Annotated in this window: 13 protein-coding genes and 1 riboswitch; of the genes, 6 read left to right on the top strand and 7 right to left on the bottom strand. The window is 37.6% G+C overall.

The window, feature by feature from the left end; all coding sequences use genetic code 11:
* Nucleotides 1–131 precede the first annotated feature (131 nt).
* Nucleotides 132–893: a TerC family protein gene (locus tag JOC34_RS09095; protein WP_205136446.1), complete on the top strand. Its 762-nt coding sequence runs from the start codon at nucleotides 132–134 to the stop codon at nucleotides 891–893.
* A 52-nt stretch (nucleotides 894–945) separates the two neighbouring features.
* Here JOC34_RS09095 and JOC34_RS09090 read toward each other — a convergent pair whose 3' ends face one another.
* Nucleotides 946–1,752, bottom strand: coding sequence for a YhjD/YihY/BrkB family envelope integrity protein (locus tag JOC34_RS09090; protein ID WP_205136445.1), 807 nt, complete (start codon nucleotides 1,750–1,752; stop codon nucleotides 946–948).
* A 257-nt stretch (nucleotides 1,753–2,009) separates the two neighbouring features.
* Between JOC34_RS09090 and JOC34_RS09085 the strand changes: the two genes are divergently transcribed.
* The 4 genes from JOC34_RS09085 (at nucleotide 2,010) to JOC34_RS09070 (ending at nucleotide 6,144) form a co-directional block, all read left to right on the top strand.
* A complete protein-coding gene (locus JOC34_RS09085) occupies nucleotides 2,010–3,044 on the top strand; it encodes a PTS sugar transporter subunit IIC (RefSeq protein WP_205136444.1) in 1,035 nt (344 codons plus the stop codon).
* A 169-nt stretch (nucleotides 3,045–3,213) separates the two neighbouring features.
* Nucleotides 3,214–4,356 carry a YibE/F family protein gene (locus tag JOC34_RS09080; protein WP_420856122.1) on the top strand — a complete coding sequence of 381 codons (1,143 nt, stop codon included), beginning with the start codon at nucleotides 3,214–3,216 and terminating at the stop codon, nucleotides 4,354–4,356.
* The gene (locus JOC34_RS09075) at nucleotides 4,353–5,126 is read left to right on the top strand and encodes a YibE/F family protein (protein ID WP_205136443.1); all 774 of its coding nucleotides are present in this window, start codon (nucleotides 4,353–4,355) and stop codon (nucleotides 5,124–5,126) included. The genes JOC34_RS09080 and JOC34_RS09075 overlap by 4 nt, the downstream gene beginning before the upstream one ends.
* A gap of 382 nt (nucleotides 5,127–5,508) precedes the next feature.
* On the top strand, nucleotides 5,509–6,144 hold the full coding sequence (locus JOC34_RS09070; RefSeq protein WP_205136442.1) for an RraA family protein: 636 nt from the start codon (nucleotides 5,509–5,511) through the stop codon (nucleotides 6,142–6,144).
* Between the two features lie 290 nt (nucleotides 6,145–6,434).
* On the opposite strand, the gene JOC34_RS09065 is transcribed toward JOC34_RS09070, so the two are convergent.
* The 5 genes from JOC34_RS09065 to JOC34_RS09045 form a co-directional block, all read right to left on the bottom strand.
* A complete protein-coding gene (locus tag JOC34_RS09065; protein ID WP_205136441.1) occupies nucleotides 6,435–7,388 on the bottom strand; it encodes an NAD-dependent epimerase/dehydratase family protein in 954 nt (317 codons plus the stop codon).
* Nucleotides 7,389–7,454: 66 nt separating this feature from the next.
* Entirely contained in the window at nucleotides 7,455–7,982 is a 528-nt protein-coding gene (locus JOC34_RS09060) for a TetR/AcrR family transcriptional regulator (RefSeq protein ID WP_205136440.1), read from the bottom strand.
* A gap of 294 nt (nucleotides 7,983–8,276) precedes the next feature.
* On the bottom strand, nucleotides 8,277–8,798 hold the full coding sequence (locus JOC34_RS09055; RefSeq protein WP_205136439.1) for a cupin domain-containing protein: 522 nt from the start codon (nucleotides 8,796–8,798) through the stop codon (nucleotides 8,277–8,279).
* A 27-nt stretch (nucleotides 8,799–8,825) separates the two neighbouring features.
* Complete coding sequence (locus JOC34_RS09050; protein WP_205136438.1) at nucleotides 8,826–10,025, bottom strand: NupC/NupG family nucleoside CNT transporter; 1,200 nt, start codon at nucleotides 10,023–10,025, stop codon at nucleotides 8,826–8,828.
* Between the two features lie 162 nt (nucleotides 10,026–10,187).
* Nucleotides 10,188–10,288, bottom strand: a riboswitch (purine riboswitch).
* A 380-nt stretch (nucleotides 10,289–10,668) separates the two neighbouring features.
* A complete protein-coding gene (locus JOC34_RS09045) occupies nucleotides 10,669–11,538 on the bottom strand; it encodes an MBL fold metallo-hydrolase (RefSeq protein ID WP_205136437.1) in 870 nt (289 codons plus the stop codon).
* A 241-nt stretch (nucleotides 11,539–11,779) separates the two neighbouring features.
* Here JOC34_RS09045 and JOC34_RS09040 point away from each other — a divergent pair, with 241 nt between their 5' ends.
* On the top strand, nucleotides 11,780–13,840 hold the full coding sequence (locus tag JOC34_RS09040) for a catalase (protein WP_205136436.1): 2,061 nt from the start codon (nucleotides 11,780–11,782) through the stop codon (nucleotides 13,838–13,840).
* A gap of 235 nt (nucleotides 13,841–14,075) precedes the next feature.
* On the opposite strand, the gene JOC34_RS09035 is transcribed toward JOC34_RS09040, so the two are convergent.
* Complete coding sequence (locus JOC34_RS09035) at nucleotides 14,076–16,556, bottom strand: heavy metal translocating P-type ATPase (RefSeq protein ID WP_205136435.1); 2,481 nt, start codon at nucleotides 16,554–16,556, stop codon at nucleotides 14,076–14,078.
* Between the last annotated feature and the right edge of the window lie 7 nt (nucleotides 16,557–16,563).

The raw sequence follows: 16,563 nt of genomic DNA, 5'->3' as shown, positions 1-16,563 counted from the left end.
TTACTTTTATCCTTTCATGTCCCAATTCCAGAAAGACTTAAAATTTTAATGAAAAGACCTTCTGCATTTTTTAAGCGAATTTCACCATACTATACGATAGGATTTATATTTGAAAGGGGTAGTAAGTAAATATGGAGTCTATTTGGATAGAGTATGCATGGACATTGTTAATATTAATCGGTCTAGAAGGAATACTGTCCGCTGATAACGCACTCGTAATCGCAGTTATAGCTAAGCACTTGCCTGAAGATGAAAAAAAGCGTGCCATTAATTATGGTATTTTGGGAGCATTTGTTTTCCGTTTTATTTCTATCTTCCTCATATCATATATGGCAAATGTTTGGCAGGTTCAGGCTATCGGTGCGGCCTATCTCATTTACATAGGTAGTAAACATGTTTATCGTACATTCTTTCGTTCGAAAAAAGATTACGATGATAATGCAGTTAAAGAAGGACCTGGATTTTGGCCTACAGTAGCAAAAATTGGTGTGGCTGACATCGCCTTCGCAATTGACTCAGTTCTTGCAGCTGTTGCACTTGCAGTCACATTACCAGAAACAACGCTTCCTAACTTTGGGGGATTAGATGGTGGAAAGTTTGCAATTATTGTTGCCGGTACGATCGCAGGATTGATTTTAATTAAATTCGCAGCAAACTGGTTTGTTCAACTGCTGGATAAACGCCCTGGTTTAGAAACCGTTGCTTTCCTAATCGTTGCATGGATTGGCGTAAAACTTGCTGTGATTACACTTTCTCATAAAAAAGTGAATATATTACCTGAATCATTTCCACATAGCATTGGTTGGACAATTACTTTCTGGGGTGTACTTATTGGTATCGCTGTAATTGGGTGGTTTCTATCAGGAAAGAAAGCCGCTCAGAAAAAAGATTAAATTTAGTAAAAAAGCAGTCTGACTGATTTTGTGATACTTTTTATCACCTTATTTATTTTTTATAAACCAAGGCATTAATTAAACCTCCTATTAATAAGACAACAGCCGTAAGATAAAACCAAACCATTAATACAATGATACTGCCTAGTTGTCCATAGAATTCAGAGTAGTTAGTAACACCGACATACTTTGAAAAGCCAATTGATACAACTTGCCAGCCAATCGTTGCAAACAATGCCCCTGGTAAAACCCCTCTCCAGGGTATCCTAATACTGGGTACAACCTTATATAAGGCTGTAAAGAATAGATATAAGAACAACGTACCGAGGCCCCACCTCGTTAAAAACCATAAATAGTACCATAATTCACCGACTTTAACTTGCGTTAGAACAAAGGTACGAACAATATCTTCTATAATTGGAACCAGCAAGGATAAGGACAAGATAATCATAAATCCCAAGGTAAGTAGTAAATCACTTATAATCCCCTGCAAAAAGAACGACTGTTTCCGCCTGATTTTATAAGCTTTATTTAACGACCGAACCAGGGATTGGATAGCCATCGATGCCAGCCAAAATGCCGCTACAAGACTAAAGGACAAGAGCTCCCCCCGTCCTTTATCCAATATGTTATCCAACGTGTTTCGGACTATGATATATGTCTCTTGAGGTGCAAATGGCTCGATCATTTCAAGAATGTTATTTGGATTTAGCTGCAGAAACCCCATCAGGGAAAAAAGGAAAATTAAAAAAGGAAAAAATGATAACATAAGGTAATAAGCCATTTGTGCCGATTGGTCATAAAACCGCTCTGCAAAAAAGCGAATAAGAATTTGCTTGGTATTTTCAATTAAATTCACTGATAAATCCTCCCTTAATCACCCTTTTGGAAGCACGTCCATTCGTTTAATATTATGATTAAAAACGTTTTTTTATCCATTATAATTTCATGTTTGAACATGAGACTTTATTCCAAACTATTTCAGAAATATTATGTCATTATAAATCGTGTTGTAAATCGTTTTGTGTTTTGATATCCTGAGATAGCGTAAGAGACATAAAAAAATATTTTTTTGCCCGCACTTGAAACCGATTACACCAAGAGGAGAAAAACATCATGGAAATTATAAAAGGAACTGCATTACTACTAATCGTTTTAGCATTTTTTTCATTATTTAGCTATAAAGCTCCGAATGGAATGAAAGCAATGGGGGCGCTAGCAAGTGCTGCAGTTGCTTCTTTTCTAGTTGAGGCATTTCAAAAATATGTTGGAGGAGACATATTACATATTGAACTACTTGGTCAAGTAGGTGATGCTGCCGGAAGCATGGGAGGAGTAGCAGCGGCAGCACTCGTTGCCCTTGCAATGGGCGTCTCCCCCGTTTATGCATTAATGCTAGGGGTATCCTGCGCTGGCCTAGGACTATTGCCAGGATTTATCGCAGCTTATTTGGTATCGTTTATCGTAAATATAATGGAGAAAAAAATTCCCGCAGGTCTGGATCTGATCGTTATCATTCTTATAGCAACACCGCTTGTTCGATTACTTGCCGTGTACGCTGATCCTATTGTTGATGCCACATTACTTCATATTGGTGGAATTATTACAGAAACGGCCAATGCTAACCCAATTTATATGGGAATTGTGCTTGGTGGGGTTATAACGGTTGTAGCAACTGCTCCCTTAAGTTCAATGGCATTAACTGCAATGCTGGGATTGACTGGTCTACCGATGGCCATCGGAGCGTTGGCAGTATTTGGATCATCATTTCTAAATTTTGTTTTGTTCCACCGCATGAAATTTGGTGATATCAGGACAACGATATCCGTAGCGATTGAACCATTAACACAAGCCGATATTATTTCAGCAAATCCTATCCCGGTATATATAACTAACTTCATTGGAGGAGCTACTGCCGGAATCATTATTTCCCTGTCTGGATTAATTAACAATGCACCAGGAACAGCCACACCCATTGCTGGTTTGGCTGTTATGTACGGATTTAATGATCCCATTAAGGTAACCATTATTGCAACACTTTGCGCATTGGTTGGTGCTATCTCAGGCTATATTGGATCCATTATTTTCAAGAATTTCAAGATACGGAAGGTAGATCAATTAAACGGGGTAAAAGAAGAAGTGGCATCATAAAGGAAGCAGGAGAAGGTTCTCCTGCTTCCTTTGATGTATTAGAGAGGTTTTATTGACCGTAGTAACTATTATTGTTATTCTAAGTCCATCGTTCACAGCACACCGTCGTTAGATGAGGCTCCTTTGCTGAATATACACTGGATTCCATCCCGATAGTTGGAGGTATCTCTTGAATATTATCATAAACAAATTGAAAAAAATGACTTACAAACAAATTATTTTGTACACCATAATAGGTCTTTGTTTTGTCGCCTCTATTATTTTTGTAAATCACAATTATTCATTCTATGAACGCCCAATCGCTAAGGTCGTCAAAACCCATTTGGAAGATACAACGAATGTGACCGACGTCCATCATAATAAGGACCGTCTATTCACGCAACGCATCGTAGCTGAATTAAAAAACGGAAAAGAAAAGGGTAAGCAAATCCATTTAACCAATGAATATTCATCTTCAGGAGCATATGATCAGGAATACCATGCTGGAAATGAATTATTTGTTTCGATTGATAAGAAAAATATAGAAGAAAATACAGATTTAACTGGAACCATAAAAGATGTAAAACGTGATAAATACATTATGTTCGTGGGATGGGTTTTTATCTTTACCTTACTTATTGTCGGTAAAAGACAAGGGCTGTTTTCTATTATAAGTTTGGCAGTCAATGCTGCCATATTATCTTACGCATTGGATATTTATGTAAATTATGAAAGTACCCGTTTGTTATGGATATGTAGTATAGCTGCTATTTTATTTACTGTCATTTCTTTATTACTCGTTAACGGCTTGAATAAAAAAACACTTGCCGCAATTGCAGCTACACTTATAGGGACTTTTATTTCGCTACTCATAGCTTATTATGTGATACAGGCCACTTCTGAAAATGGTCTACGATATGAAGAAATGCAATTTCTAACCCGCCCCTATAAAGTAGTATTTATGGCTGGTTTATTTCTCGGGTCTTTAGGAGGGGTCATGGATATAGCAATTACCATGTCTTCTTCTATATTCGGACTATATGAAAAAGATAATAACATATCAAAAAAGGCACTTCGAACATCCGGAATGGAGATTGGCAAAGATATTATGGGAACGATGACAAATATTTTGTTTTTCGTATATATCAGCGGATCGATTCCGGTACTGATTTTATATTTAAACAATGGGTCGCCACTGGTCTTCTCCTTTACCATGAACCTTTCACTGGAATTGGCTCGGGCCTTGGCTGGTGGGATCGGAATCGTGTTAGCCATCCCGATCAGCCTATATACTTCTATATTTTTTGCTACTAGAAAGAAGGCAAAATCATGACTGTACAAGTGTTACTAGCAGGTATTCTATTCCTGTTGATGGTACTGATTGGTGGAAAAAAAGGTGCACGATCTTTTTTTACTTTATTCATGAACTTTGGTGTGTTTCTCATTATCATTATTGTGATGACAATTCCTACTATCAATCCGGTGATCTTAACCCTGATCGCCTGTACAGCAATTAGCTCCATTAATTTGTTTTACATTAATGGCGTGAACAGTAAAACCAAAACAGCCTTCCTTTCTTCGATGATAACGATTGCTATTTTGCTCTTTTTCATCGTCATCGTAACCAAAAAAGCGATGATTCAGGGATTTGGAGAAGAAGAAATCGAGGAACTCAGTGTATTTTCTCTTAATATCGGCGTCGATTTTGTTAAAATCGGAGCTGCGGTGATTATTATGAGTACAATCGGTTCGATTACAGACATTGCCATCTCGATTGCCTCTCCTATGCGCGAAGTATTTCATCATCACCCATCCATCAGTAAGAAAGATTTATTCCGCTTCGGATTAAGTATCGGAAGAGATGTCTTAGGAACAGATACGAATACGCTATTTTTCGCCTTCTTCGGGAGCTACCTGGGATTGCTTATCTGGTTTAAAGATTTATCGTATTCTTTTGGAGAAATCGTCAATTCCAAAGTGTTTAGTGCCGAAGTGATCACGATACTATGTGCCGGAATTGGTGTCGCTTTGATTATTCCGATCACCGCTTGGATTAATGCATATTATTTAGTGAAAGCAAGAGAAAAGGATGCGATCAAATAAACACCATCTAGGAGCTAGCCTACCAATTCATTTAATTGTTGGTTACCATTTAGGTTATGTACAAATGCCACAGGAATTCGCTCAAACCTAGGATGAATTATTTATTTAAGAGAGAAAACCAACTACCGTCAAATCTGAAAGTTATTGGGTTTTAAAGTTAGATGCGCGATTTGCCAATAAATCATTTTAAATAATAAAGGAATTAAACTGGTTTTGTAGAATTAATTAAGTAATGCTTTCTCGTATGAATGACGGAATGCCCGAATTAATCTTTGTGCCCTGCTAGCAGTGGTTGTGCGAAGGGTTACCCCACTTAATATTTTCGGCTCTCTATATATCGCCCGCCAAACTACGATAAATAAACTTGAATGGAGAGATTAAAGTGACCAATGATCATGCGTTTGATAACATTCCTACTACTTGCATAACGGATGCTTTGGACAGTACTAATTATATGGATGGAACCATTAAGCCTTTAATTGAAGATTGGCATGTATCTGGACCAGCCTTCACTGTCAATATTGAGGCTGGTGAAAATATATCTGTACTTGAAGCAATCTACAAAGCCAATCCAGGTGATGTTCTAGTCATTGATGGTAAAGGATGGACTAATCATGCATTTGCGGGTGACTTTATTGTTGGTCTCGCAAAAACAAAAGGCTTAAATGGTATTATTGCCGATGGAGTAGTTCGTGATATAAGAGGTACTAAGGAGCTAAATTATCCAGTTTTCTGTAAAGGAACCACAACTGCGGCCGGTAGAAAAAATAAAATAGGACAATTAAATGTTCCAATAAAATGTGGTGGGGTTTACGTATCATCAGGGGATATTATAGTTGGAGATGCGGATGGAGTAGTCGTAGTACCTAAAAGTAATGCAGCGCTTATACTCGAAAAAGCCAAAACACGTTTAAAGAAAGATGAAGACCGAGAAATTAAAGTGGGAACTGATATTGATATGGTAAATGAATATTTAGAGGAAGTCCTGTCGAAAAATAAAGTCCGCCGCCCCTTGTAAAGGACCTTTTAAAAATACCTATGCCTAAATTTAGAAGATGATTTCTGTATTGAACAGGGATCATCTTCTTTAAATTTCTATATATCTGTGAAAAGGTTTGATCAAAATCGGATTCGGTTTTCCCGTTTTGATCAACCTTTATTTGCAAATAGGAAAATATAAAAATTTCCTACTGCCTAAGTGCAACTAAGGCATTCTTCATTAAAGGCTTGCTTTTCGAAAAACGGTTGGGTTTAATTCATGAAGTGGTGGTCGACGAATGAAAATTATTTTGATGCAACAAGCAAAGCCTAATTCCCTTTACGCATTAAAAGTCGCAATGTTTCTTCTAGGCCAGCTCTAAAGGGAGTTGTTGAAATGGCTCCGATACGCCTTTCATATTTTTCGCTATTCAGAACAAATCCTTCTTTAGTTAGGTACATGATCTCAACAACTTCTCTCATAAACGGATCAAACAACCCAATGAAACGTATAGCACTTTTATTTAAAGGAATGACCCACTTTTGATTTCCAGTTACCTCACGGGCGATCTGAACGATTTCTTTACCTGAAATCAATCCCGCTCCGGGTATATTCCAGTTTTCTCCATATGCATCGTCTTTTTCCGCTATATTCACAATCATCTTAGCTGCGTCTGGTAGATAGACATATTCCCGGGGGGTTTTCAAATTTCCAATAAAAATAGGCGTTTTATGAGAAATCATTCCATCCATCGTAGGCTGTAGGTAGGAATTCTGTGAAGTTACACCATAATAATCCGGCAGTCTAACAATTAATGCTTTTGCATTCTCCCATTTGCTACTAAATATTAAATGCTCAAATTCCACCCTTATTTTACCCTTCTTCGTATGTGGTTTTTTTGGATGACTTTCATCGCCTTTTGCAACTTGATGTCCGTAAACATATATTCCATCTACAATAACAATCTTCTTACCTAAAACATTTGCTGCTTTCATCACACTTTTTCCAAGCAAATGCAGTTGTTCCTCCATCTCTTGATATTTCACATTGGCACATTGAAATATCACTTCCGTATTTTTCGCCGCTTCTACAATGGTTCGATAATCAAATATATCACCTAGCTTATATGATAGCCGTTGATTAAAATCGTGTTCCTCCATTAATGATTTCAATTTATTTTCAGAACGCCCAAAAGCAATGACCTTTACATCTCTTGTCAGTAATTCCGAAACAATGACCTGCCCAGTCCCACCGGTTGCTCCTAATACAATCGCTGTATCCATTAAATAATTCCTCCTTTAATTATTTAGTGATCAATCAATAACTAATGTTGAAATAAAAACCCGAGCCTAATCGGTCATGGTTTTTTTGCCGTCAATAAGCTCAGGTAAATCTATAAAAAAGGAGATATTGCAGAGTATTCCTCTAGCCAAGAAGGTCGTGACCTCTCTATCTGCATTTGTAATTCCTGCAGATCGAAACCTTTCCAATGTATAACTTCTAAGGTTTGAAAAGCCCTTCCTCGTAGAATTTTTTATTGATACTTCTGGCACAGAAAGTCCAATAACTTGCAACGCAATTTCATTAGGGTTGGATACAGACAACTCCTCATATGCCTCAATCATTTTGGTAACTAGTTGATCAGGGCTAGACTCCACTTGTTTAAAAGTTTGAAGAATCCTTTCAAATGCCCGATCTAAAGCTGCTACAAACAATTCCTCTTTAGTTTTAAAGAATCTAAAAACATAAGGCTGAGATATGCCTGCTTTTTCAGCAATAAGTGCGGTTGTTGTATTATAATAACCCCTTTCCGCAAATACTTCTAAACCTGCCTCTAGAATATCTTCTTTACGAGTTCCACTTTTTGATCTAGCCATTACTCCATCTCCTTATAGTTTTTATTTATTGATTGATCAATTACATAGTAACTGACTTAAATATTTTATGCAAGTGTTTTACGCCCACAAAAACAGACAAAAGTTCTCTGAAGCTCGTTTCATAAAGAAGGGCCGGATCCGTATTGGATCCAGCCAGCATTTGTATTGATTTTGGATTGATGAAAACCTATTGGGTGATGATTGAAAAACCATCCGAATACATCGTTTTTCTCCCGGTTAAACCCTTATAAACTGGCAAAGCTTTTCTTTATGAAGCCACAAATTGTCGCTCGTTTATTCCGGAATTTTTTCATATGCTAACTTCATTATTATATCCTTGTATTCCGGATACTTTGATAAAAGATTTTCCTGTGAGAATAATTCAAAGTCTTGAAATTCAAAACCTGGGGAAACCATACAACCAACTAAAGAAAATGCATCCTCATGCATAACAGACGATCCAAAGATAGCGTTTTTTGGCACTAACGCTTGAGGCACCTCTCCCCTCTCCATGTTTAACCCTAACTGAATCTCTTTATAATCTCCATTTTCATCAATTATATGAATCGTTAACGGACTTCCAGCGTGATAATACCATAATTCATCGGATTTCAAACGGTGAAAATGGGATACGTCATTAGAAGTTAATAGGAAATAAATGCTTGTATACATCTTCCGCTTCCCTTCAAAATTCACTGTCAATTCTTGATCAGAAGTCCGCTCCTCAGATTCAAATGTCCTCTTATAATATCCACCCTCCGGATGTGGAACTAATCCAAGATTGGATATATAATATTGCGGGTTGTGTCTATCCATAGCAAACTACCTCCAATTAATGTTTTTTTACCAAACGAACAATCCTACAACCATCGCAGTTAAACTAGATACTAGAATCCCGCTTACTAATAATAACCCTGTATATTTTGCAATAAATTTAGATTTTCCTTCTCCAAATAATGCTTGCATACTTCCTAGAATAATTCCGATTGTTGTAAAGTTACAGAAAGAAACAAGAAACGTAGAGATAACTGCCTCGGTATGTGGATTTAAGGTGGAAATTATTTCACTTAAGCTCTGCATAGCCACAAACTCATTTGTAACAATTTTTACACCCATCAACTGCCCAACTGCAAATACTTGTGATACTTCCACCCCCATCAAGAAGCTAATTGGTGAAAAGATTATCCCAAAAATATTTTCAAGTGAAAGTTGATTATTAATCAATCCTAAAAAGGTGTTCAAGGCTGTAATGAGTGATACAAAGCCAATAAGCATGACCGCAATGATTATTGCCAGTTTACCACCCGTTAACATACTGTTTGAAATCATATTAAAAAAGTTATCCTTTTCAGATTTCGATGGAGCGTAATCAATATCCTCTTCCTTGGTTACTTCATAGGGATTAATTAAAGAGGTAATGATTAATGCCCCTATTGCATTGAGTGGAATCGCCGTTAAAACATATTTCGGTCCCAATACTTGTAAATAGCCCCCTATCATTCCTGCGCTCACACAAGACATACTAATCATAGCAATCGTTAAGAGCCGCTTGTCACTCATTTTATTTAATTGGCTGCGCGTTACCGCCAATGCCTCATTGTTTCCCAAAAACATAACTTGTATCGCATAAAAGCTCTCAAACCGATTCGTCTTCGCAATTTTAGAAAACAGCCACCCAATTCCATTAATCATAGCAGGTAGGATACCAAAGTAAGTTAAAATATCAAAGAATACTACAATAAAAATGATTGGCATTAATACATTCATGAAAAATGTAAATGTGGAGCCATCAAGCGGTGCAAAGTCTCCAAATATAAAATTCACACCAGACATACCACTACTAATTAACCAAAGGAAGAAGTCCGCAATTAATGTAATCACTTTACCGCCAATATCAGTTGATAACATGAACCAAGTGGTAGCTAATTGTAATACAAACAAAATAATAATTGGCTTTATGGCTATTTGCTTTTTATTGAACGATAAAAGAAAGCTTAAGCCTAGTACGGTTAAAATCCCAATAACATTAATAATAAAATACATCATTTTTTACTCCTTCTGTAATTCTAAGTTGTAAAGCATAACCATTTAGCCACCATTATTTTCACTTCAATCTTCTAACATTTACGCAGAACAAAAACCCAGGAAATGTCCCCATCTAGATGAGTAAACAATATTTCCTGGGTCCCCAATAAAATTGTAGAACACAAATATATCGCTACTCATAGTCGAAACCTTTACGGGGCTCGGTAGAAACTTGCAGGCCATATCCCTGCGATTATATGAGTGAAAACTATAAACTTTTTAATGGCAAATTGGATTATAACATAAAACAGAGGATCAAAGAAGTTACTTTCATATAATAAAAATAGCAAAAAAAGGGTGAAAATTATATTTACATTGGAGTCTATCCGCCTTTTTCTTTTTCCTTTCTGAAGTGCTTAGTACATGATGTTAGGCTGAAAGCAGGATGCGATTGTACGATGGGAAAATGCAGGGGATTATAAACAAATTTATTTTCTGTAGGTAGTTTTTATTAAAAGGTTACCCATACGATGCCCCCATATCCAATTCCATTAATATAGAATCAAACTAAAAGAACCTTCTCTTATTCTTCAAAACAAAATGACTCAAAATTTGTTTATGGATATTTTGAGCCACCCTCATATTTCTTATTATAGTAAAATCATTGTTTGCGATTTACAAAGCGTCCGTAATCCGGAATAGCAATATGATCAAATTCCCTTACCAATCTTTCCAAACCATCTAAAAGCTCATCGCCGGACATTGGATGCCCGTGTCCAGTCACCGCAACTGCAGGCTTTAAAGCTTCTAGTTTCTCAACAGACTTTCTAGCCGCATCCCAATCCGTGGTTAAATATCTCGGAGGACCATTGATCTCCTCTTCTTGCGTCACCACCTTATAAAGCGATTCTTGTTTCACCGTAACAAATGCGTCACCCGCAATGAGTGCACGGTCTTCATCTCTGAATAAGGATATGTGTCCTGGTGCATGTCCTGGTGTATGGAGCCATCTCCAACCAGGCATATGGGGGATACTTCCGTCAGAAGGTAGCGCTTCTATGTTGGTTCCTAAATCAACTGGTTCATTCGGAAACATCGGGGACATTTTGGCCACAAGTCCGCCTTCAACCGATCCATCTGGCTCTGGGTAACTTTGTTTTCCAGTTAAAAAAGGCAACTCCGCCTCGTGTGCATATACTGGAATGCCCCATTTTTCTACCAAATCTACTACGGAACCTACATGGTCAAAATGACCGTGTGTCTGTATGATCGCTTTTGGTTTACTATTTTCTCCGAAACGGTCTTCTACTACCTTAATAATACTGTTGACCGATTCAGGCATACCAGTGTCAATTAAAACCCACTCATCTGTTTTTTCTGGGTCCCCCACTAAACACACATTCACAATTTGGTTCGTGTAACAGTAAAGGTCAGGAAGTACCTCTTGTCCCATACCACTTGAAAAAGAGAACATTGGCAGAAATTGGCCCTCCATTGCGTCTTTCATACCATGATGTTTATTTTCTTCCATTGGATTCACCACTTTCCATATTTTGATTTTGTTAGCCGTAGTTCAGCAACACTTACAACAGTTAACTTTGACATCTTTATTATTAGGACTATCGTACAAACTATGTAACCTTTCTTATCAGTTTGTGGCCTTTCCTAGTTCAAAGCTGACATCCTAAATAAGGTCTGTTCTAGGTTTAGAAAAACTGCATAAACATATAAATGGAATTAAAATCTTATATCATAGGGTGGGTGCATACATCATGGATGAGAAGTCATCAAGAAACCAAAATCCAGATAATAAAAATAAGAAACAAGAGCAATTGGATCGTCACCGTATATCGGACTTCGGAAAACCAATGACAACGCAGGAAGGAAAAAAAAGATCACAAGATCAGGATCAATTAAAAGCGGGTGTGCGTGGTCCTTCATTACGTCAAGACTATGAGTTTTTAGAAAAGATGTCACATTTTGTCCATGAGGAGATACCAGAAAGAGTGGTTCATGCAAGGGGATACAGTGCATATGGTGAGTTTGAATGTTATCAGTCCATGAAACAGGTGACAAAAGCTGGATTCTTACAGGAAGCGGGTAAAAAGACGCCAATAACTGTTCGTTTTTCTACTGTACAGGGAGCTAAAGGATCCTATGATACAGCAAGAGATTTACGGTGTAAGGGGGTTAAGCTTTATACAGAAGAAGGAAATGTTGATTTAACAACGATTGCAATGCCTGTGTTAATTAATCAAGACGCGATGAAGTTTCCGGATGCGATGCATGCGTACCAAGCGAAGCAAGCAGATGATATACCAACAGCTTCCGGGGCACACGACCGCTTTTGGGATTATGTGGCCAATAACGATGAAGCACTCCATATGGTACTGTGGATCATGTCTGATCGTGGTATTTTAAGAAGCTATCGAATGATGGAATCATGGTCCATTAATACGTATCTATTTGTTAACGATCAAGATGTAGCAACCTTTGTGAGGTATGTTTGGAAGCCTGTTCTTGGTGTCCATTCACTAATGCAGGATGAGTCACTAAAAATCGGGGGACTCGATCCCGACTTTCACAGAAGGGATCTAAGGGAGGCCATTGATAAAGGTGCTTTTCCCGAATACGAGCTAGGCGTCCAGCTGATTTCGATGGAGGATGAATTTAAATACGACTTTGATGTGCTAGATCCTGCAAAGTTTTGGCCAGAAGAGCTCGTTCCAGTTGAAATGATTGGTAAGTTGACATTAAATAGAAATATTGATAATTACTTTACGGAGTCTGAACAGGTTGCATTTAATCCCGCAAATGTCGTTCCAGGAATTGATTTTTCTAATGACCCTGTTTTGCAGGGAAGATTACTGGCGTATCGAGATACACAACAACATCGACTCGGTAGCTCGAATTACACTGAGTTACCAATTAATCAGCCAATATGCCCTTTTCATAATAACCAACGACGAGGGGCTATGCGACAACGAATCGATGTTGACAAAGTAAACTATCATAAAAACTCGCTAGGAGATAACACGCCATACACGGTCCCACCAGAAGAAGGCGGGTACAAAGATTATCCTGGCAAAGTAGATGGCTACAAAATTAGAGCTAGGAGCGAATCGTTTAAGGATTACTTTTCGCAACCGAGGATATTTTGGAATAGTTTGACCCCTGTGGAAAAGCAGCATACTATCGAGGGATTAAGCTATCAAGTTGGTAGTGTAAAGAGCGAATCTGTTCGTCAGCAAGTTGTTGATATACTTGTCAATGTTGATAAAGAAATGGCTAATATTGTGGCTGATAATGTTGGTGTTGATCGCCCAAGTGGTTCCAATGTTCCTGTTTCTACAAGTTACCCTTCTCTTAGCCAGTCCAATACACCTAAGTATGCTTATACACAAAAAGTAGGTATACTGATTGGTGATGGTTTTAATGGTAATGAGGTAACCAAGGTGCTTAACTTATTACAACAATATGGCGTTTTTGTTGTTATCGTAAGTGAAACGCTTGGTACTGTCACTGGTACGGATGGCACAGAACTCAAAGTTGACGAAACATTTCTTACAACAAGTCCTTATCTACTTGATTCCCTTTATGTAGTTGGCGGGAACCCTAAAAACGAAGCAAAATTCAAGTCTGACATCAATACATTCATAAGAGTGGCATACGAACATTACAAACCAATTGGTGTTGCAACAACTGCACGGCCTTATTTCCAAGCGCTAGGTGTAAGTAATTCACCCGGGGTCATTTTCAGCTCAAACAATCCTAACTTTGGGGAAGAATTTGTCTCCGCCATTGCCCAGCAACGTTTTTGGAATAGAAAATAACATGTAAAAATCGGCTTCATCAAAATCTAGGATGGCAAACTAAGTGCAACCTTTGCTATTCATGGTTGCACTCAACTAAAATACGTTCCTTATAAATAAAGTGTGTAAGTTAAAATCTAAAAGGAAATGAAGTAATTTCTTTTCCAAGCAAGGAAATATCTATAGTATTCCTGCGACCTAGAGAAACTCGGTAAACATAATGTTCAATCAGGTTGATTGAACATTATGTTTAGAATTAACCTTTGACTTTTAAAAGTCGTAGTGCATTCAAAATTACGATGATAGCGGCCCCTGTATCACTCAATACAGCCATCCAAAGGGTAAGCCACCCTGGGAATATAAGAACTAACGCAATAAACTTTACAATCAAGGAAAACCAGATATTTTGTTTGATAATTGCTAATGCTTTTCTGCTTAGTTTAATTGTATGTGGCAACTTTTCTAGGTTATCTGCCATTAAAACGATATCTGCAGTTTCCATTGCTGTATCTGTTCCTGCGCCACCCATAGCAATCCCTAAATCAGATGTGGCAAGTGCTGGGGCATCATTTATACCATCACCAACCATGGCTACTTTGTGTCCCTCTTTTTGTAATTGTTTAACCGCATCTACTTTATCTTCCGGCAATAGTTCAGCAAAATATCGATTCACATTTGTTTCGTTTGAAATCATTTTTGCGGTACCTTCATTATCACCAGTTAACATGACAAGTTGTTCTACACCCACTTGTTTCAATCCATTCAATGCCTTCACAGTAGTTGTTCGAATGGTATCAGAAACAGAGATAATACCCATTATTTCTTGATGTGTACCTATGATCACTACCGTTTTTCCTTGACTTTGTATCTCATCTACTTCGGTCTTAACATTACCCAAAGTTATATTCATTTCTTCAAACAATTTTACATTACCAGCATAATGAATTTCTCCACCGATCGTTGCCTGAACACCTTTACCGACTATATTTTTGAATAACTCTCCGTTTTTAGCCGGAGCTCCCTTTTCTTTTGCATATGCAACAATTGTTTTAGCTATCGGATGTGTTGAATAATCTTCTAATGTTAATGCGATAGAAATTAATGCTTCTTCTGAGGTGGTTAATGCCTTGATATCGGAAACCTTTGGCTTTCCTTCCGTTAATGTACCTGTTTTATCAAATGCAATAGCTTTGATAGCACCTGCTCTCTCTAGGAACGTACCACCTTTTATTAAAATGCCATTTTTTGCAGCATTTCCGATAGCAGATACAATCGCAACAGGAGTAGAAATAACCAATGCACAAGGACAAGCAACAACTAATAACGCAAGTCCTTTATAAGCCCATTCTCCCCATGTTCCAAAACCCAAAAGTGGTGGCAAAACAATGACAACCAGAGCTAAAACAAATACGATAGGCGTATAAATACTTGCAAACTTATCGATAAACGCTTGTGTAGGTGCCTTTTGTTCCTGTGCTTCTTCAACCAAATGAATAATTTTTGAAAGGCTCGTATCCTCGACTAACTTTGTTACTCTGATTTCAATTGAACCACTTTCATTAATTGTTCCTGCATACACTGTGTCTCCGATTATCTTATCGACAGGAATTGATTCGCCAGTTATAGGTGCCTGATTAACACTCGTATCACCTTGGATGATTTCACCGTCTAATGGGATTCGATCACCGGGTTTAATAACTACAATTTCACCAACCGAAACGTTATCTACCGGCTTTTTAACTAATTCTAACCCAACTTTAATCCAAGCTTCTGATGGCGCTAAGTCTATTAGATTTCGGATGGATTTCCTTGTTTGTTCCATCGACCTATTCTGAAGTGCAGTGCCTAAGGCAAATAGCCATACTACTGTTGCACCTTCAAACCATTCTCCAATTACTGCTGCCCCGATTGCTGCGGCTGACATTAGAACATTCATATCCAGCGAACGACTTTTGATAGCATAATAAGCACTCTTTACAGGCTTATAGCCACTTATAACGAGAGCAATGGCATACAAAATGATTGTCATTAATGGCGAAATCCCATTATAAGAACCTATAAAACCAAGCGCAATTAAAATACCTGAGAGGGTAATTAATCCATAGCCCTCTTTGTTTTTTTTCGTTTCCTCAGATTTACTGTTTGTATGCAAAGAAGCTTTGTAACCTATTTTAGACACTTCTGAAACAATTTCATCCACACTATTTTCGTGTTCCACTTTCATTTTTCCAGTTGAAAAGTTTACACTGACGTTATTAACAGCCGGAATGGTATTTAAATGATTTTCAATACTTATGGCACAACTGCCACAGTCCATTCCTTCAACATCATATGTCCTGACACTGTTGTTTTGTTGGATTGGTTCAGCCTTAAACCCAAGCTTTTGAACTTCATTTTCTACTTGCTCAAACGAAGAACTACCTTTACCGACCACTTGCAGTTTTGCAGTATTGTAATTTACTTTTGCCTCTTGAATATCTTTTAACCTACTTAATCCTTTTTCTATGGTTAAAGCACAAGAAGGACAATCCATTCCATGTACTCGATATTCTATCTTTTCACCAATAGCAGAAGTATTGTTGCTACTTGAAGGTTTTTCAACATTACTGCTACAACAACTATCGGTTTCTTTCCTATTTGGGGATTCTACCTTTTCTGGTTGATTACTGCAACAGCCTTTATTATCTTGGGTATTTAAATGCCCATTTTCATTTGAACTGCAACATTTATCTGACATAATAACA

The organism is Virgibacillus halotolerans, from assembly GCF_016908515.1.
Lineage (GTDB): Bacteria > Bacillota > Bacilli > Bacillales > Amphibacillaceae > Virgibacillus_M > Virgibacillus_M halotolerans.
The sequence above is the reverse complement of the archived record's forward strand: the minus strand, read 5'-3'. Positions and strand labels throughout refer to the sequence as shown.